The sequence below is a fragment of the Streptosporangium sp. NPDC003464 genome (assembly GCF_053588315.1).
Map to the genome: position 1 here is coordinate 1 of NZ_JBSFPS010000174.1, position 21,290 is coordinate 21,290.

14 protein-coding genes and 1 pseudogene are annotated in these 21,290 nt (G+C 71.3%); 12 read left to right on the forward strand and 3 right to left on the reverse strand.

All coding sequences use genetic code 11. The features are described from left to right. Positions 1-296 precede the first annotated feature (296 nt). The 8 genes from ACWDS7_RS31335 to ACWDS7_RS31370 all read left to right on the forward strand — a co-directional run bounded on the left by ACWDS7_RS31335 (position 297) and on the right by ACWDS7_RS31370 (position 13,684). Entirely contained in the window at positions 297-1,289 is a 993-nt protein-coding gene (locus tag ACWDS7_RS31335; protein ID WP_451932192.1) for a DUF1702 family protein, read from the forward strand. 244 nt (positions 1,290-1,533) lie between these two features. Continuing rightward, the gene (locus ACWDS7_RS31340) at positions 1,534-2,496 is read left to right on the forward strand and encodes a DUF1702 family protein (RefSeq protein ID WP_451932193.1); all 963 of its coding nucleotides are present in this window, start codon (positions 1,534-1,536) and stop codon (positions 2,494-2,496) included. Then, positions 2,493-4,466, forward strand: coding sequence for a CRTAC1 family protein (locus ACWDS7_RS31345; protein ID WP_451932194.1), 1,974 nt, complete (start codon positions 2,493-2,495; stop codon positions 4,464-4,466). The genes ACWDS7_RS31340 and ACWDS7_RS31345 overlap by 4 nt, the downstream gene beginning before the upstream one ends. A gap of 4 nt (positions 4,467-4,470) precedes the next feature. Further along, positions 4,471-5,457 (forward strand): enediyne biosynthesis protein, encoded by a 987-nt coding sequence (locus tag ACWDS7_RS31350; RefSeq protein ID WP_451932195.1) that lies wholly within the window; start codon positions 4,471-4,473, stop codon positions 5,455-5,457. Further along, a complete protein-coding gene (locus ACWDS7_RS31355; protein WP_451932196.1) occupies positions 5,454-11,243 on the forward strand; it encodes a type I polyketide synthase in 5,790 nt (1,929 codons plus the stop codon). Before ACWDS7_RS31350 ends, ACWDS7_RS31355 begins: the two co-directional genes overlap by 4 nt. Positions 11,244-11,246: 3 nt before the next feature. Beyond that, on the forward strand, positions 11,247-11,675 hold the full coding sequence (locus ACWDS7_RS31360; RefSeq protein ID WP_306867076.1) for an acyl-CoA thioesterase: 429 nt from the start codon (positions 11,247-11,249) through the stop codon (positions 11,673-11,675). Positions 11,676-11,705: 30 nt separating this feature from the next. Continuing rightward, on the forward strand, positions 11,706-12,245 hold the full coding sequence (locus ACWDS7_RS31365) for a flavin reductase family protein (RefSeq protein ID WP_306867079.1): 540 nt from the start codon (positions 11,706-11,708) through the stop codon (positions 12,243-12,245). Next, a complete protein-coding gene (locus ACWDS7_RS31370; RefSeq protein ID WP_451932197.1) occupies positions 12,242-13,684 on the forward strand; it encodes a cytochrome P450 in 1,443 nt (480 codons plus the stop codon). The genes ACWDS7_RS31365 and ACWDS7_RS31370 overlap by 4 nt, the downstream gene beginning before the upstream one ends. Before the next feature lie 597 nt (positions 13,685-14,281). Here ACWDS7_RS31370 and ACWDS7_RS31375 read toward each other — a convergent pair. Next, entirely contained in the window at positions 14,282-15,049 is a 768-nt protein-coding gene (locus tag ACWDS7_RS31375) for a helix-turn-helix transcriptional regulator (protein WP_306867085.1), read from the reverse strand. Between the two features lie 818 nt (positions 15,050-15,867). Between ACWDS7_RS31375 and ACWDS7_RS31380 the strand changes: the two genes are divergently transcribed. Then, on the forward strand, positions 15,868-16,362 hold the full coding sequence (locus ACWDS7_RS31380; RefSeq protein WP_451932198.1) for a SigE family RNA polymerase sigma factor: 495 nt from the start codon (positions 15,868-15,870) through the stop codon (positions 16,360-16,362). 152 nt (positions 16,363-16,514) lie between these two features. On the opposite strand, the gene ACWDS7_RS31385 is transcribed toward ACWDS7_RS31380, so the two are convergent. Continuing rightward, a complete protein-coding gene (locus ACWDS7_RS31385) occupies positions 16,515-17,291 on the reverse strand; it encodes a tryptophan 2,3-dioxygenase (protein ID WP_451932199.1) in 777 nt (258 codons plus the stop codon). Between the two features lie 481 nt (positions 17,292-17,772). Between ACWDS7_RS31385 and ACWDS7_RS31390 the strand changes: the two genes are divergently transcribed. The 3 genes from ACWDS7_RS31390 (at position 17,773) to ACWDS7_RS31400 (ending at position 20,389) form a co-directional block, all read left to right on the forward strand. Beyond that, positions 17,773-18,054 carry an acyl carrier protein gene (locus tag ACWDS7_RS31390; protein ID WP_451932200.1) on the forward strand — a complete coding sequence of 94 codons (282 nt, stop codon included), beginning with the start codon at positions 17,773-17,775 and terminating at the stop codon, positions 18,052-18,054. Positions 18,055-18,143: 89 nt separating this feature from the next. Continuing rightward, positions 18,144-18,869: an alpha/beta fold hydrolase gene (locus tag ACWDS7_RS31395; protein WP_451932201.1), complete on the forward strand. Its 726-nt coding sequence runs from the start codon at positions 18,144-18,146 to the stop codon at positions 18,867-18,869. A gap of 368 nt (positions 18,870-19,237) precedes the next feature. After that, positions 19,238-20,389, forward strand: coding sequence for a hypothetical protein (locus tag ACWDS7_RS31400; protein ID WP_451932202.1), 1,152 nt, complete (start codon positions 19,238-19,240; stop codon positions 20,387-20,389). Positions 20,390-20,549: 160 nt separating this feature from the next. Here ACWDS7_RS31400 and ACWDS7_RS31405 read toward each other — a convergent pair. Further along, positions 20,550-21,290 (reverse strand): annotated as a pseudogene (locus tag ACWDS7_RS31405) (hypothetical protein); the annotation flags it as partial.

Consider the following 21,290-nt stretch of genomic DNA (forward strand, 5'->3'; position numbering starts at 1 on the left):
AGATCGCCGAGGGGCCGACGAACATCTGGCGCTACCGCTCGCTGCTGCCCGTCCCCGCGGACGTGGCCGCCAAGCCCGCCAGGCGGCCGCTCGCACCCCGCCGCGGCACCGCCGGCGACGCGCGGCCCCGCTCCGTCTGAAATCCGCCCTCCGGTGCCGGTAATTGCAAAGTGATCGATTATCGAAGAATCCCGCAATCGGCGAGATGTATTCCCGGATTCCATATACGACCATGGGATAGGCCAGCCGGTGGCGGGTGACGGCCATCGGCCGATGGCATAAGTGAGGAGGGTTCCATGCCGACGTTGTTCGGTTCACTGCGCAGGCTTGTTCTGACGCCGTCGTTGGCCGAGGTGAGTTTTGGCGGGCGGGGCTTTCCGGTCACGCCGACGGATGCCACCCGGCGACTCGAGGCGATTCCCCAGGCCGTGATCTGCGGATTCGAATGGGGAATCGACGCGCGCGACCAATGGGAGGTCGAGCGCCGGCTGAACATGGTGGACCCCGAACTGCGCGGTTTCGCCTACGAGGGCGCGACGATGGCCTTCACCATTGTCGACGCGATGGGCGGCGGCCGCGGCCACCGTACCCGCGACCTGCTGCTCGGCCCCGGCCAGCCGCACATCTTCCTGACCTACATCGGCATCGGCTTCGCCATGGCGCGCCTGCCCCGGCCGCTGTGGAAGAAGGTCATGCCCGACCTGGACGGGTCGGCCTACTACCCGACGATGAGCTGGCTGGCTGTCGACGGCTACGGCTTCGACCGCGCCTATTTCGAGACCCGGCGCTGGGTCGACGAGCAGAAGGTGCCGGCGCCCTACCCCTGGGAGGGCTCGCCCGACTACTTCCTGCGGGCGGTGGACCAGGGCATCGGCCGGGCGCTGTGGTTCATCCACGGCGGCCAGGTGCCCGACGTTGCCGCCGCCGTGGGCCGCTTCGCGAGCCACCGCCAGGCCGACCTGTGGAGCGGTGTCGGCCTGGCCGCGACGTTCGCCGGCGGCTCCGGGAGCGAGGCGCTGGCCACGCTGCGCCGGGAGGCCGGCGAGCACCGGGCCGAGCTGGCCCAGGGCGTGGTGTTCGCGGTCAAGGCGCGGACCTTCGCCGGATTCGTCCCCCCGCACACCGAGACCGCCTCCGCCGTACTCGCCGACCTGTCGGTCGCCGACGCCGTCGCGCTCGCCGACGACACCGCCGTCGACCCCCGCGGTTCCGGCCCGGTCCCGCAGTACGAGCTGTGGCGGCAGCGGGTGCGCGCGCACTTCGCGGCGGCGGACCGCCTCCCGGCCTGACCGCGCCCGCCGGACGGCCGCCCACCGCGGCCGTCCGGCCGCCCGCCTGTCCGGACCGGACGGATTCCGCTCTGCCGCAGAATGCTAATTGAATCGTGCCCAAAAAATATTCTACCTCTCCGGTGGGCACGTTTGAAGTAGCCCCGAGGGTGGTCCACATGGCTAGATTTACCTAAGGACAATCCCGTGAGAAGGGCAACCCTACGAGGGGCGGGAGAGGTAATTGACCAGTATTCTGCGGTCATTGAGACGGCGTATTCTGACGCCTAATGTATCAGAGACCAAGCTTGCGACACGTGGTTTCCATGTGAAAAGCCCGGAAGCCCGGGAAATGCTGGAGACCGTCGGTGAAATGTTTCTCACCGGCTACGCCTACGCGGCTGAGGCCCGCTCGCCCGCCGAAGCGGAGGAACGGCTGGAGGAGCTCCCCGAGCGGTTCCGGGGCTTCGCCTACGAGGGCGCCGGCATGGCCTTCACGATCCTCGACGCGATGCCGGTCGGCGGCGGAGGCGGGGGCAAGCTCGCCGAGTTCCTGGCCGGACGCGGCAACGACCACATCTACATGATCTACGTCGGGGTCGGCTGGGCGATGGCGCGGCTGCCGCGGTTCCTGTGGCCGAAGAGTGACACGCTCGACCCGCTGCTGCTCTGGCTGGCGCACGACGGCTACGGCTTCCACCAGGCGTACTTCCACACCGAGAAGTACGTGAACGGGCAGCACCAGGACACGGACTTCCCGTGGCCGGCCGACGGCCGGGCGTACGCCGGCCGGGCCATCGACCAGGGCATCGGGCGGGCCCTGTGGTTCGTCGGCGGGACCGACGGCGACCTGGTCACCTCGATGATCGAGAAGTTTCCCGAGTCGCGGCGCCCCGACCTGTACGGCGGCGCGGGGCTGGCCGCCACCTACGCGGGCGGCGCCCACGAGGGCGAGCTGCAGCGGTTCTGGCAGCAGGCCGGAGAGTACCGTCCCCTGCTCGCGCAGGGCAGCGCGTTCGCGGCCGAGGCCCGGTGCCGGGCCGGGCTGCTGGTGCCGCACAACCATGTCGCGACGCAGGTGTTCTGCGGCACGACGCCGGAGCAGGCGGCGCAGATCTGTCATGAGACCCGGCCCCACGGGGCGGTACCGGGTGAGCTGCCGGCCTATGAGGTGTGGCGGCAGCGCATCGCCGGTGAATTCGTATCTCTTGGAGGTGTTAGTCCGTGACCACGACAACTGGCTGGCTGCGGAAGCAGCTACCCGGAATCGTCGCCCTCGTGCTGATGACGGGTGCGTTCATCGTGAGCCACCCGCCCACATCGTCAGCGGACGAGAAGGCGGACATCGCGAGCAAGTACGCGTTCAAGCCGATGAACATCGCGATGCCGGGCGGATTCTCCCAGAAGACGATCCGCGCGGTGAACCAGAGATACACGCACATCGACGCGTGGATCTCCTCGGTCGGGGCCGGGATCGCGATGAACGACCTCGACGGGGACGGCCTGGCCAACGACCTGTGCATCACCGACCCCCGGATCGACCAGGTCGTGGTCACCCCCGCCCCCGGCGGGCAGCCCGCCAGGTACGCGCCGTTCGCGCTGAACCCCGGCACCCTGCCCATGAACGACGCCATGGCCCCCATGGGGTGCCTGCCCGGCGACTTCAACGAGGACGGCCGGACCGACCTGCTCGTCTACCTGTGGGGCCGCACGCCGATCGTCTACCTGGCGAAGGCCGACGCCAAGGGCCTCACCGCCGGCACCTACCTGCCCACCGAGCTGGTGCCGGGCGTCGGAGGGGCCAAATACACCGGGCCGCTGTGGAACACCAACACGGCCACCTTCGCCGACTTCGACGGTGACGGGCACGACGACATCTTCATCGGCAACTACTTCCCGCACAGCCCGGTCCTCGACGACAAGGTCAACGGCGGCGTGGAGATGAACGACTCGATGTCCCGAGGGCTCAACGGCGGTGAGGACTACTTCTTCCGCTGGACCGGGGCCACCTCGGGCGCGCAGCCGTCGGCCGCCTTCCAGAAGCTGGACAACGTCCTGCCCACCAACGTCTCGAAGGGCTGGGAGCTCGGCGCCGGCTCGGCGGACCTCGACGGCGACATGCTGCCCGAGCTGTACCTGGCCAACGACTTCGGCCCCGACCGGCTGCTGTACAACCGCTCCAAGCCGGGCCAGATCAAGTTCTCGCTGGTGGAGGGCGTGCGCACGCCGCTGATCCCCAAGTCCAAGGTGGTCGGCCACGACTCCTTCAAGGGCATGGGCCTCGACTTCGGCGACCTCAACGGTGACGGCATCTACGACATGTTCGTCAGCAACATCACCACCTCCTTCGGCATCGAGGAGAGCAACTTCCAGTTCATGTCCACGGCCAAGGACAAGGCCGACCTGCGCGCGAAGCTCGCCAAGGGCGAGGCGCCGTGGGAGGACCGCAGCGCCCAGGCGTCCACCGCCTGGTCGGGCTGGGGCTGGGACGTCAAGATCGACGACTTCGCCAACAGCGGTGCCCCGGAGATCGCCCAGGCCACCGGGTTCGTCAAGGGCGACGTCAACCGCTGGCCGGTGCTGCAGGAGCTGGCGACCGCCAACGACGGCGTCCTGCGCAACCCGCACTCGTGGCCGAAGGTCCGGGCCGGTGACGACGTCGGCGGACACCAGACCTTCGCCTTCTTCGCCAAGACCGAGGACGGCCGGTACGCCAACATCGCCAAGGAGCTCGGCCTGGCCATCCCGGTGCCCACCCGCGGCATCGCCACCGGCGACGCCGACGGCGACGGCCGCGTCGACATGGCCATCGCCCGGCAGTGGGACGAGCCGGTGTTCTACCGCAACGAGAGCCCCTCGGCCGGTGCCTTCCTCGGACTGCGGCTGACCCACGAGAGCCCGGCCGGCACGACCCCGGCCGACGGGACGCTCCCCGCCCTCGGCTCCGCCGTGATCGGCGCGCAGGTGACGGTGACCACCTCCGACGGGCGCAAGTTCATCGGGCGGGTCGACGGCGGCAGCGGCCACTCCGGCCGGCGCAGCCACGAGGTGCACATCGGTCTGGGCCAGAACGTGACCGGACCGGTGCAGGTGAACCTGTGCTGGCGCGACAGGGCCGGACAGATCCACGAGCAGACCCTTCAGCTGAGCACGGGCTGGCACTCGCTCCAGCTCGGATCCCAGGCCAAGGAGAAGTGACGACATGGCCGAGAAAACCACAAACCCGCCCCGTCATGACCCGAAGGTCATCACGGCTCTGCGCAGGTTCGCCATCTCGATTTCGGTCTTCAACATCCTCGGTTACACGGTCCTCGGGTTCGAGCAGCCCTGGCTGTGGCCGCTGGTCGCCCTGGCCACCGGCTACGTCGTGGAGATCGGGCTGGAGATCCTCGGGGCCAGGTCCGAGCAGCGCGCGCCGCGCTTCCTCGGCAACGGCTTCCGCGGGCTCGCGGAGTTCCTCCTGCCGGCCCACATCACCAGCCTCGCGATGAACATGCTCATCTACGTCAACGACCAGATCCTGGTGATGATGTTCGGGGTCATCGTCGCGGTCGGCACGAAGTGGGTGCTCCGGGCACCGGTGCGGGGCCGTCTGCGGCACTTCATGAACCCCTCCAACTTCGGCATCGCGATCATCCTGGTGCTCTTCCCGTGGGCCAGCATCGCGCCGCCGTACCACTTCACCGAGCAGGTCAGCAACCCGATCGACTGGATCGTCCCGGGCGTCATCATCTTCTTCGGCACCATGCTCAACGCCAAGCTCACCAACCGGATGTGGCTGATCGGCGCCTGGCTGAGCGTCTTCGCCCTGCAGGCCGTCGTCCGCAGCCTCTTCCTGGACGTCTCCGTCCTCGGCGGGCTGGCCATGATGACCGGGGTGGCGTTCGTCCTCTTCAGCAACTACATGATCACAGACCCGGGCACGAGCCCGTCCAAGCCGCTCTCGCAGGTCGCCTTCGGCGGGGGAGTGGCCCTGGTGTACGGCATTCTCACCGGCATGAACATCCCTTACGGGATCTTCTTCGCCACCGCCATCGTCTGCCTCGTCCGCGGCGGGTTCCTGTGGTCCCTGTACATCGTCGACAAGGCCCGTGAGCAGGCCAAGGCGGAGGCGCTCGCCGCCGCCGAGGCGCCCGCCCCGGCCGTCGCCGGTTCCGCGGCCGATGGAAAGGAGGTCGCGGCCGTATGAGCAGGATCGCGATCGTCGGCATGGCGTGCCGCTACCCGGACGCCACATCGCCGAGAGAGCTGTGGGAGAACGCTCTCGCCGGTCGCCGAGCCTTCCGCCGACTGCCCGACGTGCGCATGCGACTGGAAGACTACTGGGACGCCGATCCGGCCACCCCGGACCGCTTCTACGCGCGCAACGCCGCCGTCATCGAAGGCTACGAGTTCGACCGCATCGCCTACAAGATCGCCGGCAGCACCTACCGCTCGACCGACCTCACCCACTGGCTCGCGCTCGACATGGCGGGCCAGGCGCTGGCCGACGCCGGCTTCCCGATGGGCGAGGGCCTGCCCCGCGAGCGCACCAGCGTGGTCGTGGGCAACACCCTCACCGGCGAGTTCACCCGGGCCAACGTGATGCGCCTGCGCTGGCCGTACGTGCGCCGCACACTGGCCGCCTCGCTCAAGGAACAGGGCTGGGACGACGACCGGCTGGCCGCCTTCCTCGACGACTTCGAGGCCACCTACAAGAGCCCGTTCCCCGGCATCGACGAGGACACCCTGGCCGGTGGCCTGTCCAACACGATCGCCGGACGGATCTGCAACCACTTCGACCTCAACGGCGGCGGCTACACCGTCGACGGCGCGTGCTCGTCGTCGCTGCTGTCGGTGGTGACCGCGGCGAAGGCGCTCATCGACGGCGACGTCGACGTCGCGATCGCCGGCGGGGTCGATCTGTCCATCGACCCGTTCGAGATCGTGGGCTTCGCCAAGACCGGCGCCCTGGCCAAGGGCGAGTTCCGGCTCTACGACCGCCACTCCAACGGCTTCTGGCCGGGCGAGGGCTGCGGGATGATCGTGCTGATGCGCGAGGCCGACGCCCTGGAGGCGCGGCGCCGGATCTACGCCACCATCGCCGGGTGGGGGATCTCCTCCGACGGCAAGGGCGGCATGACCAGGCCCGAGGTCAGCGGCTACCAGCTGGCGCTGCGGCGGGCCTACGAGCGGGCCGGGTTCGGCATCGAGACCGTGGAGCTGTTCGAGGGCCACGGCACCGGTACGGCGGTCGGCGACATGACGGAGCTCACCGCGCTGTCGGGGGCCAGGTCCGCCGCCGCCCCCGGGGCCTCGCCCGCGGCGGTCAGCTCGATCAAGGGAATGATCGGGCACGCCAAGGCGGCGGCCGGGGTGGCCGGTCTGATCAAGGCCACGATGGCGGTGCACGAGCAGGTGCTGCCGCCGACCATCGGCTGCGTCGACCCCCACCAGGTGCTGACCGACGAGTCGGCGTCCCTGCGGGTGCTGCGCAAGGCGGAGCCCTGGCCGGCCGGCGCCCCGGTGCGCGCCGGCGTCACGGCCATGGGCTTCGGCGGCATCAACACCCACGTCGTGCTGGAGAAGACCGGCCCGCGGCGGCGCGTGCCGCTGCCCAGCCGTACCCGGATGCTGGCCTCGTCGCTGCAGGACGCCGAGTTGCTGCTGGCCGACGCGGCCTCGCCGCAGGAGCTGCGCGAGCGGCTCACGCGGCTGGCCGACTTCGTGCCGCAGGTGTCCTACGCCCAGCTCTCCGACCTGGCGGCCACGCTCCAGCGCGATCTGCGCGACCTGCCCCACCGGGCCGCGGTGGTCGTCTCCTCGCCCGAGGACGCCGAAAAACAGCTGCGGCGCGTGATCGAGGCCCTCGACGCGGGCGAGACCGGCCTGTTCACACCGGACGGCCGGGCCTTCCTCGGCCACGCGGACGGGCCGGGCCGGGTCGGCTACCTCTTCCCCGGCCAGGGATCGGGCCGCGGCACCAGCGGCGGCGCGCTGCGACGGCGCTTCGCCGAGGTCGAGGAGATCTACGCCGAGGCGGCGCTGCCCACCGACGGCGACATGGTGGCGACCGCGGTCGCCCAGCCGCGTATCGTCACCGGCTCCATGGCCGGCCTGCGGGCCCTGTCCGCCCTCGGCGTGGAGGCGGACGTCGCGGTCGGCCACAGCCTGGGCGAGATCTCGGCGCTGCAGTGGGCCGGCGCGCTGGACGAGGAGGCCCTGCTGCGCGTGGCGGCCGTCCGCGGCGAGGCCATGACCGAGCACAGCGCCTCGGGCACCATGGCCGGCGTCCGCGCGACGCCGGACGCGGTGACCGAGCTGATAGACGACCTGCCCGTCGTGATCGCCGGGTACAACGGGCCGAACCAGACCGTCGTCGCCGGACCCGTCGACGCGGTCGAGACCCTCGGGAGCAGGGCCGCCGCCGTCGGCCTGAGGTGGACCCGCCTGTCGGTGTCGCACGCCTTCCACTCGCCGCTGGTGGCGCCGGCGGCCGAGGCCTTCGGCGCGCACCTCGCCGGCGAGGAGTTCGGCCGGATCGAGCGGCCGGTCGTCTCCACCGTCACCGGGCAGACGCTGCCGCCGGACACCGACGTCCCGGCGCTGCTGCGCAGGCAGATCACCGACCCCGTGCTGTTCACCCAGGCGGTGGAGGCGGCGGCCAAGGAGATCGACCTGTTCGTCGAGGTCGGGCCCGGCCGGGTGCTCAGCGGGCTGGCCGCGGACGTGACGGACGTCCCGGCGGTCGCACTGGACACCGACGACGAGTCGCTGACCGGGCTGCTCCGGGTGGCCGGCGCGGCCTACGTCACCGGAGTCCCGATCATCCACGAGGAGCTCTTCCAGGGCCGGCTGGTCCGGCCGCTGGAGGTCGGCGCCGAGTTCAAGTTCTTCGCCAGCCCGGTCGAGCAGGCTCCGCAGATCCACATCCGCGGCGGCGCCCGCAAGGTCGAGGAGATCCCGCCGGCCGTCGGCACCGCGCCGGCGCAGTCGGAGGGACAGCCCGGCGAGTCGAGCGTCGACCTGCTCCGCCGCCTGGCGGCCGAGCGCGCCGAGCTGCCGCTGGAGATGGTCAGCGAGGACAGCCACCCCCTCGACGAGCTGCACCTGAGCTCGGTCACGGTGATGCACATCATCGACCAGGCGACCCAGCGGCTGGGCGTGCCCGCCGCGCAGGCGCCGACGAACCTGGCCACCGCCAGCCTGCGCGAGCTGGCCGCCGCGCTCGACACGCTGGCGCAGAACGCCCAGGCGGCCGACTCCGCCCCCGCCAAGCTGGTGGCGGGCGCGGCGCCGTGGGCCCGGCCGTTCGCCGTCGACCTCGACGAGGTGCCGCTGCCGGCGCGCACCACGCCCGAGGAGAGCGGGCAGTGGCAGGTGTTCGGGGCCGAGCAGTCCCCGCTCGCCGAGCCGCTGCGCCTGGCGCTCGAACGGGAGAAGGTCGGCTCCGGCGTGCTGGTGTGCCTGCCGCAGGACTGCGCCGAAAAGCACCTGGAGCAGGCGCTGCTGGGCGCCAAGGCGGCCATCCGGGGCGCGCAGGACAGCCGGTTCGTCCTCCTCCAGCACGGCCGCGGCGCGGCGGGCCTGGCCAAGACGCTCCAGTTGGAGGCCCCCCACCTGCGCGTCACCATCGTCCACGCGCCGGCGGTCGCCGAGACGGTCGGCCGGGTGGCGGCCGAGGTGGCGGCGACCACGAGCTACGCCGAGGTCCACTACGACGCCGACGGCGTGCGGCGGGTGCCGACGATGCGCGCCATGCCGGTACGGCCGGCCCGCACCGAGCAGCCGCTCGACGGGACCGACGTGCTGCTGGTGACCGGCGGAGGCAAGGGCATCACCGCCGAGTGCGCGCTGGCGGTGGCCGTCGACAGCGGCGCCAAGCTGGCCGTGCTGGGACGTTCGGACCCGGCCGACGACCAGGAGCTGGCCGACAACCTCCGGCGGATGACGGACTCCGGCGTGACCGTGCGCTACGCCCGGGCCGACGTCACCGACGCCGACCAGGTGCGCCGCGCGGTCGCCGAGGTGGAGGCGGCCCTCGGGCCCGTCACCGCGGTGCTGCACGGTGCCGGCCGCAACGAGCCCGGCGGGCTGGCGAGCCTCGACATGGCCGCCTTCCGGCGGACCTTCGCCCCCAAGGTCGGCGGCCTGCGCAACGTGCTGGCCGCCGTCGAACCGGGCCGGCTGCGCCTGCTGGTGTCCTTCGGCAGCATCATCGGCCGCGCCGGACTGCACGGCGAGGCGCACTACGCCACCGCCAACGAATGGCTGGCCGACCTCACCGGCGAGGTCGCCGCGCGCCACCCGCAGTGCCGCAGCATCTGCATGGAGTGGTCGGTCTGGTCCGAGGTCGGCATGGGCGAGCGGCTGTCGGTCGTCGACGGCCTGGCCCGCAAGGGCATCACGCCGATCTCCCCGGAGCAGGGTGTGGAGATCATGCGGCGGCTGGTGGCCGACCCCGAAGCGCCCACCGTCGTGGTGATCAGCGGGCGTACCGAGGGCATCGACACCGTCCGCTACGACCTGCCGTCGCTGCCGCTGCTGCGGTTCGTCGACAGGCCGCTGATCCGCTACCACGGCGTCGAGCTCGTCACCGAGATCGAGATGAACGCCGGGACCGACCTCTACCTCGCCGACCACCTCCTCGACGGCAACCTTCTCTTCCCGGCCGTGTTCGGCATGGAGGCCATGGCACAGGTGGCCACCGCCGCCACCGGCTGGGAGACGGTGCCGGTGATCGAGCAGGCGGAGTTCATGCGGCCCATCATCGTGCCGCCGAACGGCAGCACGACGGTCCGCATCGCCGCGACCGTCACCGGCGACCAGACGGTGGAGGTGGCCATCCGCAGCGCGGAGACCGGCTTCGACGTCGAGCACTTCCGGGCGCGGCTGCGCTTCACCGGTGACGGCGCGCCCGACGGGCCGCCGGACCAGGTCGGCGCCGGGCTGCCGCTGGTGCCGCTGGACCCGGACAGCGAGATGTACGGGGACGTGCTGTTCCAGGGCACGCGCTTCCAGCGCCTGCGCCGTTACCACCGGGCCGCCGCCCGGCACGTCGACGCCGACGTGGCGGCGGTGGAGGCGGGGGACTGGTTCGCCGGATTCCTCCCGGGCGAGCTGCTGCTCGGCGACCCGGGCATGCGCGACGCGCTGATGCACGGCAACCAGGTCTGCGTGCCCGACGCCACGCTGCTGCCGACCGGGATCGAGCGGGTGCACCCCGGTGGTGCCGCGCTGGCCGAGGCGGGCGAGCTGCGCTACTGCGCCACCGAACGGCAGCGCGACGGCGACACCTACATCTACGACATCGCCGTGCGCACCGCCGTCGGCGAGGTCGTCGAGCGGTGGGAGGGCCTGCGCCTGCAGGCGGTGCGCAAGAAGGACGGGCGCGGGCCGTGGGTGACCCCGCTGCTCGGCTCCTACCTGGAGCGGACGCTGGAGGACCTGGTCGGCGCCCGGGTCGCGGTCGCCGTGGAACCCGGCCGTCCGGACGTCCCGGAAGGCGACGGTGAGCACCGCACCCGGACGGCCGTGGCCGTGGGACGGGCGCTCGGTCACCAGGTCGAGGTCCGCTACCGGCCGGACGGGCGGCCGGAGATCGACGGAGACCGGGCGATCTCGGCCTCCCACGGGGCCGGGGTGACCCTGGGCGTCGCGGCCGCCGGCACGGTGGGCTGCGAGGTCGAAGGGGTGACCGAGCGGTCGGCGACGGCGTGGAAGGAACTGCTCGGCGAGTACGCCCTCATCGTCGAGCCGGTCGCCGCGGAGACGGGCGAGAGCCTCGACACCGCGGGGACGCGCGTCCTGGCCGCCGCCGGATGCCTGCGGAAGGCCGGCCTCCCGGCGGACGCCCCCCTCACCCTGGCCCCGGCACAGCGGGACGCCTGGGTGGTCTTCACCTCAGGCGCCCTGCGGATCGCGACGCTCGTCACGAGCCTGCGGGACGCCCAGGCCCCAGTCGTGTTCGCAGTCCTCACCGAAGGGCGGTCGTAGGCCATGAGCAAGTACTACGAATACCTGCACACGGTCGGTTTCGAAGAGACCAACATCGTCGGCAACGTCTACTACGTCAACTACCTGCGCTGGCAGGGACGGTGCCGGGAGATGTTCCTCAAGCAGCGGGCGCCGGAGGTGCTCGCGGACCTGCAGGACGACCTGAAGCTCTTCACGCTGAAGGTCGACTGCGAGTTCTTCGCCGAGATCACGGCCTTCGACGAGCTCTCCATCAGGATGCGCCTGGTCGACCTGGCGCAGACCCAGATCGAGTTCAGCTTCGACTACGTCCGGCTCGACGCCGGCGAGCGGGAGACGCTCGTCGCCCGCGGACGGCAGCGCGTGGCGTGCATGAGAGGGCCGAACACCCGCACGGCCCCCGCCAGAGTCCCTGAGCCGCTGGCCCGGGCGCTCGAACCGTACGCGTCGTAGGCGCGGATCCAGACAGGCCAGGAGGTCAGCGTGACAGTCGACAACACCACGTCGTCCCGCGAGGCGGCAGACGCGAAGGCACTGCGGCGGGCGTTCGGGACGTTCGCCACCGGTGTCACCGTGGTCACGACAGGCGGCCCCATCCCGCACGCCATGACCGCGAACTCCTTCACCTCGGTCTCGCTCGACCCGCCGCTCGTGCTGGTCTGCGTAGACCGCAACGCGGTCATGCACCGGTGTCTCACCAGCACGGAGTTCTTCGGAGTGAGCGTGCTGGCCGACCACCAGGAGGCCGAGGCCCGGCACTTCGCCGACCGCTGGCGGACCCTGGGCGCCGCCCAGTTCGACAACGTCGGCTGCCTGCCTGGCGAGCTCACCGGTGTGCCGCTGATGGAGGGCGCCCTCGCCCGCTTCGAATGCGAGCTGTGGCGCACCTACGACGGCGGCGACCACACCATCTTCATAGGGAAGGTGCTGTCCATGGACCAGCAGCCGGGCCGGGACGGACTGCTGGTCTTCAACGGGAAGTTCCGCCAGATCACCCCGGACTGGAGCGAGGTGACGGCATGACCTCCGGGGGACGACATGCCGAGGCGGTGCCGGGGGGAGCGTCCCCCGGCACCCGCCGGGTGCCGCCCGGGCCACCGTGGTGGGCGGGGCCGAGCCTGTTCAAGAAACTGGCGACGGACCGGCTCGGCATGATGTCGCTCGCCGCGACGTACGGCGACGCGGCCCGGCTGTCCATCGGGCCCAAGACCCTCTACTTCTTCAACCATCCCGACCACGCCAAGCACGTGCTGGCCGACAACAGCGGCAACTATCACAAGGGAGTCGGCCTGGTCCAGGCACGGCGGGCCATCGGTGACGGGCTGCTGACCAGCGAGGGCGAGCTGTGGCGCAAGCAGCGCCGGATGATCCAGCCGGTCTTCCAGAACAAGCGGATCTCCCAGCAGGCCGGGGTCATCGCCGCGGAGGCGGCGGCCCTGGTGGACCGGCTCCGGTCCCACACCGGCGGGCAGCCGGTCGACGTGGTCCAGGAGATGACCTCGCTCAGCCTCGGCGTGCTCGGCCACACCCTGCTCGACGCCGACCTCGGCGCCTTCAGCGAGATCGGGCACTCCTTCGAGGCGGTCCAGGACCAGGCGATGTTCGAGCTGGTCACGCTGAGCAAGGTGCCGATGTGGGTGCCCCTGCCCAAGCAGCTGCGTTTCCGCCGCGCCCGCGCCGAGCTGCAGCGCATCGTCGACCATCTCGTCGCCGACCGCCTCGCGCGGTCCGGCGACGGGGGCGACGACGTCGTGTCCCGCCTGATCGCCTCGACCCGGCAGGAGGCCGACCCCCGGGTCGGCCGCCAGCGGATGCGCGATGAGCTGGTCACGCTGCTGCTCGCCGGGCACGAGACGACGGCCAGCACGCTGTCGTGGACCTTCTACCTCGTCGACCGGCACCCGGAGGTCCGGGAGCGGCTGCACGCCGAGGCGGTGGAGGTGCTCGGTGACCGGCTGCCGGTCTACGAGGACCTCCACCGGTTGAAGTACACCGCGATGGTGGTGGAAGAGGTCATGCGCCTCTACCCGCCGGTCTGGATGCTGCCGCGGGAGGCCCAGGGGGACGACGAGGTCGGCGGCTACCGCGTGCCGGCCGGTTCCGACGTCCTGATCAGCCCGTACACGCTGCACCGGCACCCCGCCTTCTGGGACGCGCCGGACCGCTTCGACCCGGACCGCTTCGACCCGGACCGTCCCACGGGCCGGCCCCGGTACGCCTACATCCCCTTCGGCGCCGGGCCCCGGTTCTGCGTCGGCAACCACCTGGGCATGATGGAGGCCACGTTCGTGATCGCCATGGTCGCCCGCGACCTCCGCCTGGCCAAGGTGCCCGACTACAAGGTGGTCGCCGAGCCGATGCTGTCCCTCCGGGTGCGCGGCGGGCTGCCGATGACCGTGCACCCCGCGGCCGGCTCCCGGGCCACGCGGCCCCGGGCCGGCTCCCGGCAGGCCGGGGCGTGAGATCCGCCCGCCGCGGCGCCTCGGAGCACGTGGGCGCCGCGGTACGCGGGCGGTGACGGGAGGGGGCCCGGTGAGTGCGGGGGAGGGCCTGGTGAGTGCGGGGGAGGTCCTGGTGAGTGGTGGGGGGAGTCCTGGTTACGGGCTGAGGGAGGGGCCGGCCGGGACGTCCCCTCAGCGGCCTGCCGTCGTCATCCCCTCCGCCCCGCTCGCCCCGTGGCCGGAGCCCCGGGGCGGCATCCCCGTCCCCCGCGCGGGCCCGTTCCCGCGCGGCGGCCTGTTTCCCGTGTTCGGCCCCGTCCCCGTGTGCCGGCCTGTTTCCCGTATGGCGGCCCGTCCCCGTGTGCCGGCCTGTTCCCTGTCTGCCGGTCCCGTCCCCGCTTGCCGGCCTGTTTCCCGTATGGCGGCCCGCTCCTCCCGCGCCGGCCCGTCCCCGTGTTCAGCCCCGTTCCCCGGTCTACCGGCCCGTCCCCGTGTGCCGGTCTGTTCCCCGTGTTCGGCCCGTCCCGGGCGGCGGCCTGTCCCCGTGTGCGGGCCGCCGGGCGGTGTCCCGGTCCTCCCGCACCGGCGCCGGCGCGATGCGGGTGAGGGGACGGTGGGTCAGCTCGCCTGCCGGACGGCGGCCACGGCCAGCAGGTCGCGCAGCGCGAGCAGCACCGGCGGGTCGAGGGCGTGCATCGGCCTGAGCTGGACGTCGGCGAGCGCGGTGTCCGCGCCGGGCTCTACCGTGATCGGCCCGTGACGCCCGATGCACAGTGCCTCGTCCCCGTCGGGCGGGTAGTTGGTGGCGTTCTCGCTGCCGGCGGCGACGGACTGCGCGATCAGGTGCCACTGTCCCTCGGGGACGTCCTCCAGCACGTACGGCCCGGGCCGGTGGAGGACCGTGTATCTGACCGGCCGGCCCTCAAGGATGCGGTCGGGGAACAGCCCGGCGAAGACCGGCCGGTCCGTCAGCGGGGACGAGATGTCACCGCGGACCGTCATGGTCGCGGTCCCCCCGAGGGCGGGGCGTTCCTCGATGAGGAGCTGCGGCGTGACGCTCTCGAACTGGCGGTATTTGGTCGGAGAGACCCCCACGCTGCTGGTGAACCGTGAGCTGAAGGTGCCGACGCTGGAGTAGCCCACCCGATGGCTGATGTCGGTGACGGTCAGCGAGGTGGAGGCGAGGAGCCGCTTGGCCTCGCGGAGCCGTACCGCCGACAGGAACCTGCCGGGCGACAGGCCGGTGACCCGTTGGAAGACACGGGAGAAATGAAACTTGCTGAACATCGCGGTGCGAGCCATGTCGTCGATGGTGATCTGATCACCTAAGTTATCGTGCATGCTGTCGACGACTCGCATGACGGCTTGCTCGATTACGTCGTTCATTACTCCTCCCGGGTATTGAAGGTGTCATCCTGATTGACCTTGAATTGACATGGGGCGGAAAATTGAACGGATGGTCACGGCCTGTGCGCGCCTTGCGGGCGCCCGGCCGGAACATTTATCCACATGCCTGCGGAAATGTTTTCGAGTGTCCCCGGCCGCTGCCGCCTGTTGCTGCTCGACGAAATCGGCCGGCTTTACGCCGGCGACGGCTATCGGCCTGTCCGGTTATTACACGCGGCGGAGCGCACGGAACGCTGCACCGGGGTGAAGATCTTTCGAAAATATGTTGGGGTAGTCGAACGACTACGCATTGCGCGTAAACGCGCCATGAGCGTGCCCGGCTGTTTTCCGGCCGTTGCACGCGATGAATCGATATGTGTGGCCGGGGTGCGGTCGGCATGCCGAAATGTCGCCCTACGGCCGTGGGTGCGGGGACCGCTTACCTGGTCAGGTGGGGTGGGAGCCGGGATGAGGCGCAGGTTTCCGAGGGGCGCCCGATCATCCGTACGGGTGCCGCGGGAATTTTCCGCAGAGGCGATACGGAGGTTGCCCGTCGTCGGCAACCTTCCGCTTTCCGTCTCCACACCACTCACGTCGAGAGCGTATTCGTACGCCCTCGCCGGGGGAATCGAATTGCGCGCTTCCTGGGGTTCTCCCGGTCCTAATAGGGGTATCAGGGGTATGAATAGGGGTTGTCCCCGGCGGAGTGCCCGGTAAATTGTGACGGCGCCGGTTCGATGCCGTCGAGCTGTCGTCGAGCGTTTCTCCGAGGACTTCACGCCGGGGGTGGGGTCGGTCCGTTGTGATGGGGTGTGGGGATGGCCGAGGCTCGCGAGGACGAGTTCTCGCGCTATGTCAGGGAGACGAGGCCGGCGCTGCGACGGACGGCCTTCCTGCTCTCGTCCGACTGGTATGAGGCGGACGATCTCGTCCAGCGGGCTCTGATCGCCATTCACGGGCGCTGGGAGACCCTTGAACGGCGCGACAGGATCGACGGCTACGCCCGCACGATCATGATCCGGATGATCATCAGTGACCGCCGGTCGCACCGGTGGTCGCGCGAGACGCTCCGGGAGACGCCGCCCGAGCCCGCTCCGGCGCCCGACCCGTACGCGCTCGTGGGGGACCGGATGCTCCTGATGGACGCGCTGGCCGGGCTCGGGTCCCGGCAGCGGGCGGCGGTCGTGCTCCGTTACTGGGAGGACCGCAGCGTCGAGGAGACCGCGCGGGTGATGGGCAGCGTGTGCTCGACGGTGCGCAGCCAGACCGCCCGAGCGCTGACCGCCCTCCGCTCGGCGCTCCGGGCCGAGTGAGCCGGGCGGGCCGAGTGAGCCGGGCAGGCGGTCACGCGGAGGTCCGGCGGGGCCGTACAGAGGCCGGAAAGGCGGGACGGGGGCGGCTCCCGGGCGGCGTGCGTGCCGTACCGGCGCCCGCTAGGGTCCGGGCGGCTCCGTGACCGGCCGGGTCACACCTGGCCCCGCACGGTCCACAGGTCGGGGAATATCGGGGTGAACGAGGTCGGGTGCGGGCGGGCGGCGTCGGAGCCGTCGCCCATGATCCGCTCCACCGTCTTCCCGTGCCGGTAGCGCCATTCCTGGGCGCGCTGATCGAGGTCCACCAGCCCCTCACAGATCTGCGCCGTCACGTCGTCGTCGCGGTAGACCCGCAGCAGCACGGCCCGCAGCTCGGCCGACGGCGCCGGCGGCAGCGACACGTCCCGATACAGCAGCTCATGCGGCACCTGGTAACCCTGGGCCGTGAGGTAGCCGAGGAAGGAGTCGAAGATGGACGGCCGGTTCATCGCCGTCTCGACCTGGTGGCGCTCACCGCTGCCCTCCGGGTAGGAGTGGTGCGCCTGGTGGTCGCGCCTGCCCAGCACCGCCTCGACCTCGCGGAACTGCGCCGACTGGAAGCCGTCGGCGGCGCCGAGGTCGCCTCGGCAGCCGGTGAACCGGAGCGGGGTGATGGTCTCCATGACGTCGATCTGGCAGATCGCCGCCTTCAGGATGCCCAGTGACCGGCGCAGGGTACGCAGCGCGTGCGCGGTGTCACCGACGGCCAGATGGCGCTGCAGGCCGGCGAACTCGTACAGCAGCTGCTTGAACCAGAGTTCGTGCGCCTGGTGGGCGACGATGAACAGCATCTCGTCGTGCTCGGTCGAGCGCGGCCGCTGGGCCGTCAGGATCTCGTTCAGTGCCAGGTACGAGGAGTAGGTCAGCACAGGTGAGCGGTCGACGATCACGGCTCCATCAACCTTCGTAAAAGGGAGGGACAACGGATAAATTCGCTGTCATTCAACAGCGTCAGGCTACGGTGCGCGGCATCCGCCAGAAAGGAATCGTGGAGATGCCGGCGGAATTAGCAATCTGGAAGAAACAGCCGGTCCGGGCCGGTGCCGGGAGAATCTCCACGGCCGGGGCCCGACGCGGTCCGGATCGCCGCGGTCGGCGCCGCCGGGAAAACCGTCGCGCCGCAGCTCCCCGGCCTTTCCGCGGAGCCCTTCCCCGGCCTTTCCCGAGCACCGGGGAATCACGGCCGCCCGCCTGTGGTCGCGCCGCCAGAAATCCGGCAATGTGGAAGATGCCGGGTCCCGGTCCGGTGGATACGCTTGGCGCCGGCCCTGGTGGCCCGATAGGGAGGTGGGCGGATGCGCATGACCTTGCTGGACGGCCCTCCGGGAGTCCCGGCGGCACCGGTCGCACACCGGGGCGGGCGGTGCCCCCATGGGCGGTGACGCCGTACCGGACCTGAGGCCGCCGGCCGCGGGCAGGCAGGTCGAGGAGATCTGGAAGAGCGTGCTCGACATCTCCGAGGACGAGGCGGACGCCACGTTCTTCGAGCTGGGAGGCAGGGCGATCACCGCGCTCCGGATCGTCGCCCGCGTCGAGAACGCCCTCGGCGTCCGGGTCGAGGTCGGCGAGCTGTACGAGCACCCCAGCATGGACTCCTTCGTGCACCACGTCATGGCGAGGGCGCAGTTCCCTCCGGTGGTGGGTGACCGGTAGGGCGACCTCCGGCGGGTGACCGGCGGAGCGGCTTCCGGAGGATGACCTCCGGTGGACGCCCCGACGGTCGAGGAGGGGGGTGACCTTCCGTGAAGGGCCGTTTCGTGCTGCTCCCCGGCCTGTGGACGGGGGCGTGGGGCTGGGAGCCGGTGACCTGCGGCCTGCGCAGGCGCGGCCATCACGTCCGTCCGATCACGCTGTCGGGACTGGCCGCTCCCGACACGGACGTCTCCGCCGTCGGCCTGCAGACCCATGTCGACGACGTGCTGTCGGTCCTGGAGACGGAGGAACTGGGCGACGTCATCGTGGTGGGACACAGCTACTCGGGCATCGTGGCGGGCCAGGTCGCAGACCGGGCGCCCGACCGGGTCGCGCACACCGTCTTCGTCGAGGCGTTCCTGCCCCATGACGGCAGATCGATGCTCCACGCCTTCCCGGAGCGCCAGCGTGCCGAGGAGCTCCGGCTGATCGCCGACAACCACGGCCGCTGGCCGGCGCCCGACCCCGCGATCGTGGCCGACGGCCAGGACCTCTCCCCGCGGCAGGCGCAGTGGCTCGCCGAGCGCTTCGTGGGCCACCCGGGGCGCACGATAGCCGAGCCGGCCGTCCTGACCCGCCCGCTGGCACACCAGCGGGCCACATACGTCGTGTGCGCCATGGAGCACTTCGGCGGCCGGGTCTCCGCCGACGTCTCGGCCATGCGCGCCGCGCCGAACTGGACCTTCCACACCCTCGACACCGGCCACTGGCCGATGATCTCGGCCCCCGATCCGCTCGTCGCGCTCCTGGCCGGCATCGCCGCCCAGCGCCGCTGAGCGCCGGTGCGCCGCCCCGGCGCACGGGCCTGGTGGCCGGCGGCCGCCGCGCCCGGTCGTTCCACGGAAAGCGAATTGCCGGACAGGCCGGACAGTTGTTTACCTAAATTACGGAACGGCTTATCCGTGGACCCTTTCCATGTTATTTTAGGTTTCCGATCAACTACCGTCCGACCAGGCCGGACAGCTATTTTACGGCGCTGCGCAAGGTGATATTCCACCCTTGGTGGGCCCCTTTTTCTTCCAGGTTGCTGGATGGCTCCTTTTGCGTTGACGGCCCCCGCGCGAGGCATGTTGTATTGGTCTTGTGTCGGCACTTGTGCGATCCGCGACACGAATTGGGCGCCGGTGCCGGGTGAGCTCGGACCGTGGCCCTCGCTAATGGCAAGACCCTTCGGGCGGCGGTGATCGGCCGCGGGTCGGAGGGCTTCACCATGGACCCTCCGGGGCCCGGCACGCGTGGCGAGGAGGGACTGATGGCGCCCACACCTGGAAGCTCTCGGCCGGCGATCTCAGGGGCGTCGTGGTCGCCGGTGCCGACGGAGGGGGTCGCCGAGTGTCTTGGCGGGGAAGTCCACCTCGCGTACGCGCGGCGTCCGGCGTCCGGAGTCGTCACCGTCGCGGCGGGCTTCTCCCCGGACGCCGCGCGGGCGCGGGCGGAGGCGCGGGCCGCCGCCATGGACCTCCTCTACCGGATCCCGGACGGCGAGGCGGAGCCCTGCGCCGATGACGACGGCAGGCAGCTGTGCCTGGCCGACTTCATGCCGGAACCACCGCCCGACAACCGGTCACGCGTCGCCGGGACCGGCCTGCTGAGCCGGGAGCGCTATCTCCTGCCGGCCGAGGTCGTGTGGATGGGCGAGCGGGACTGCCGGGTCGAGCCCACCGTCGTCGGCGTGGTGGACGACCCCGCCGACGGCGTCTCCGGCGGGATCGCCGACCTCCTCGCCCATGACGTGTTCACCCGCTGGTGGGCGAGCCCGCGGATGCCGCTCCTGAGGGTCTCCGAGCACCTCGGGAGGCTGATCCCGGCGGGTGCCGCGGAGGCGGCCTCCGCTCTCGGGCTGTGGGTGCCGGCGTTCGTGCTGCCCGGCCCCGATTTCCAGATCGCGGTCGTGGGCGTCAGCGGAGACGGGACCACGATAGCCACCGCCGCGGCGCGCTCGATGGAGGAGGCGGTCAGCAGGGCGTTCCTGCGGGCGATGGCGGCGCGCGCGCAGCCGTGGGACACCCTTCCCGTGGCCGACTCGCTGCGCCGCATCACGGTGTGGCATCGCGAGGCCGACTACCTGGCCTACCTGGAGCGCTCCGCCGTCGACGCGGACCCGTCGGCGCTCGACGGCCCCGGCATGCCGGACGGGGCGCTCGGCTGGATCGACATCGCCTGCCGGCGGTTCGGGCACGAGCCGGTCGTCGTCGGCCTGGGGGAGCCCGGCACCCCGGTGAAGGTCGTGTGCCCGGGCGCCGCCTGCTATCGGACGGTCCCGCCGGGCACCACGCTTCCGTGCCCGGTCCCTTGAAAGCCGTCCCATCCGGCGAGGCGGCGATGGCTGAGGCGGTGACGGACGGGGGCGGCGGCGATGCCGGGCCGCGACATCCATCGGACGGAGGGGCGCCCGCCGGGTGCCCCTCCGTCCATGAGGCCGGCCGTGACCGCCCGGCCGCTCGCTCGATCGTCCGTCAGCCGGTCACGATGGCGATTCCCGGGAAGGCGGCGGTCGCGTTGCTCCACGGCGAGTAGTACAGCCGCCAGGAGCAGATACGGCCGTTGACGACGTAGCCGGTGCAGGGCACCTGAGCGCTGGTGTCGATGAGGGAGATGACCCCCACCGCGGACTGCCGGGTGGTGCTGGACGGTTCGGGGGTCTCCACCGGGCCGCCGCTGTCGCCCTGGCCGGCGACGTTCTTGCGCGTCGAATTCTCGAGGAGGGCCAGGCCGTAGAGCGCGCTCTCGGCAAGGTAGATCGTGACGTTGGTCATCTTCACCTGGCAGAGGCAGACGGTGCCCGAGTAGGCGCCGGAGGTGCAGAGCCACATGCCCACGTAGGAGGCGGAGGTGCCGGCGACCGGGTTGCTGAACTCCGGCGATACGGTGCCGGGGTTGTTGTTGTAGACGCGGCCGGCGGTGCCGGCGCGGATCAGCATCACGTCGCGGCTGGTGTTGGCGTGGGTGATCGGGCCGATCACCTGGCCGGTCGGGTCGGTGGCCGTCTGCCCGACGCTGCCGCAGTGGGCCGCCGACAGCATCCAGTTCGTCCCGCCGGCGGTGACGGCGAAGCCCGTCGAGCAGCCGCGGCCGGTGCCGGTGTTGCGCCAGGCCGCGCCGCCCAGCCAGGGCGCCGGGTCCTCCTGCGGATCTTGTCGAGGGCGTCGGGGACGGGGAGCTGGTCGAGGAGGTCGCGGGTGGTGACCATGGCCAGC

Bases quoted from the DNA above. Each gene is read 5' to 3' on its own strand.
- ACWDS7_RS31335 (WP_451932192.1), top strand. From the start codon at position 297: ATGCCGACGTTGTTCGGTTCACTGCGCAGGCTTGTTCTGACGCCGTCG.
- ACWDS7_RS31350 (WP_451932195.1), top strand. From the start codon at position 4,471: ATGGCCGAGAAAACCACAAACCCGCCCCGTCATGACCCGAAGGTCATC.
- ACWDS7_RS31355 (WP_451932196.1), top strand. From the start codon at position 5,454: ATGAGCAGGATCGCGATCGTCGGCATGGCGTGCCGCTACCCGGACGCC.
- ACWDS7_RS31360 (WP_306867076.1), top strand. From the start codon at position 11,247: ATGAGCAAGTACTACGAATACCTGCACACGGTCGGTTTCGAAGAGACC.
- ACWDS7_RS31370 (WP_451932197.1), top strand. From the start codon at position 12,242: ATGACCTCCGGGGGACGACATGCCGAGGCGGTGCCGGGGGGAGCGTCC.
- ACWDS7_RS31375 (WP_306867085.1), bottom strand. From the start codon at position 15,049: ATGAACGACGTAATCGAGCAAGCCGTCATGCGAGTCGTCGACAGCATG.
- ACWDS7_RS31380 (WP_451932198.1), top strand. From the start codon at position 15,868: ATGGCCGAGGCTCGCGAGGACGAGTTCTCGCGCTATGTCAGGGAGACG.
- ACWDS7_RS31390 (WP_451932200.1), top strand. From the start codon at position 17,773: ATGGGCGGTGACGCCGTACCGGACCTGAGGCCGCCGGCCGCGGGCAGG.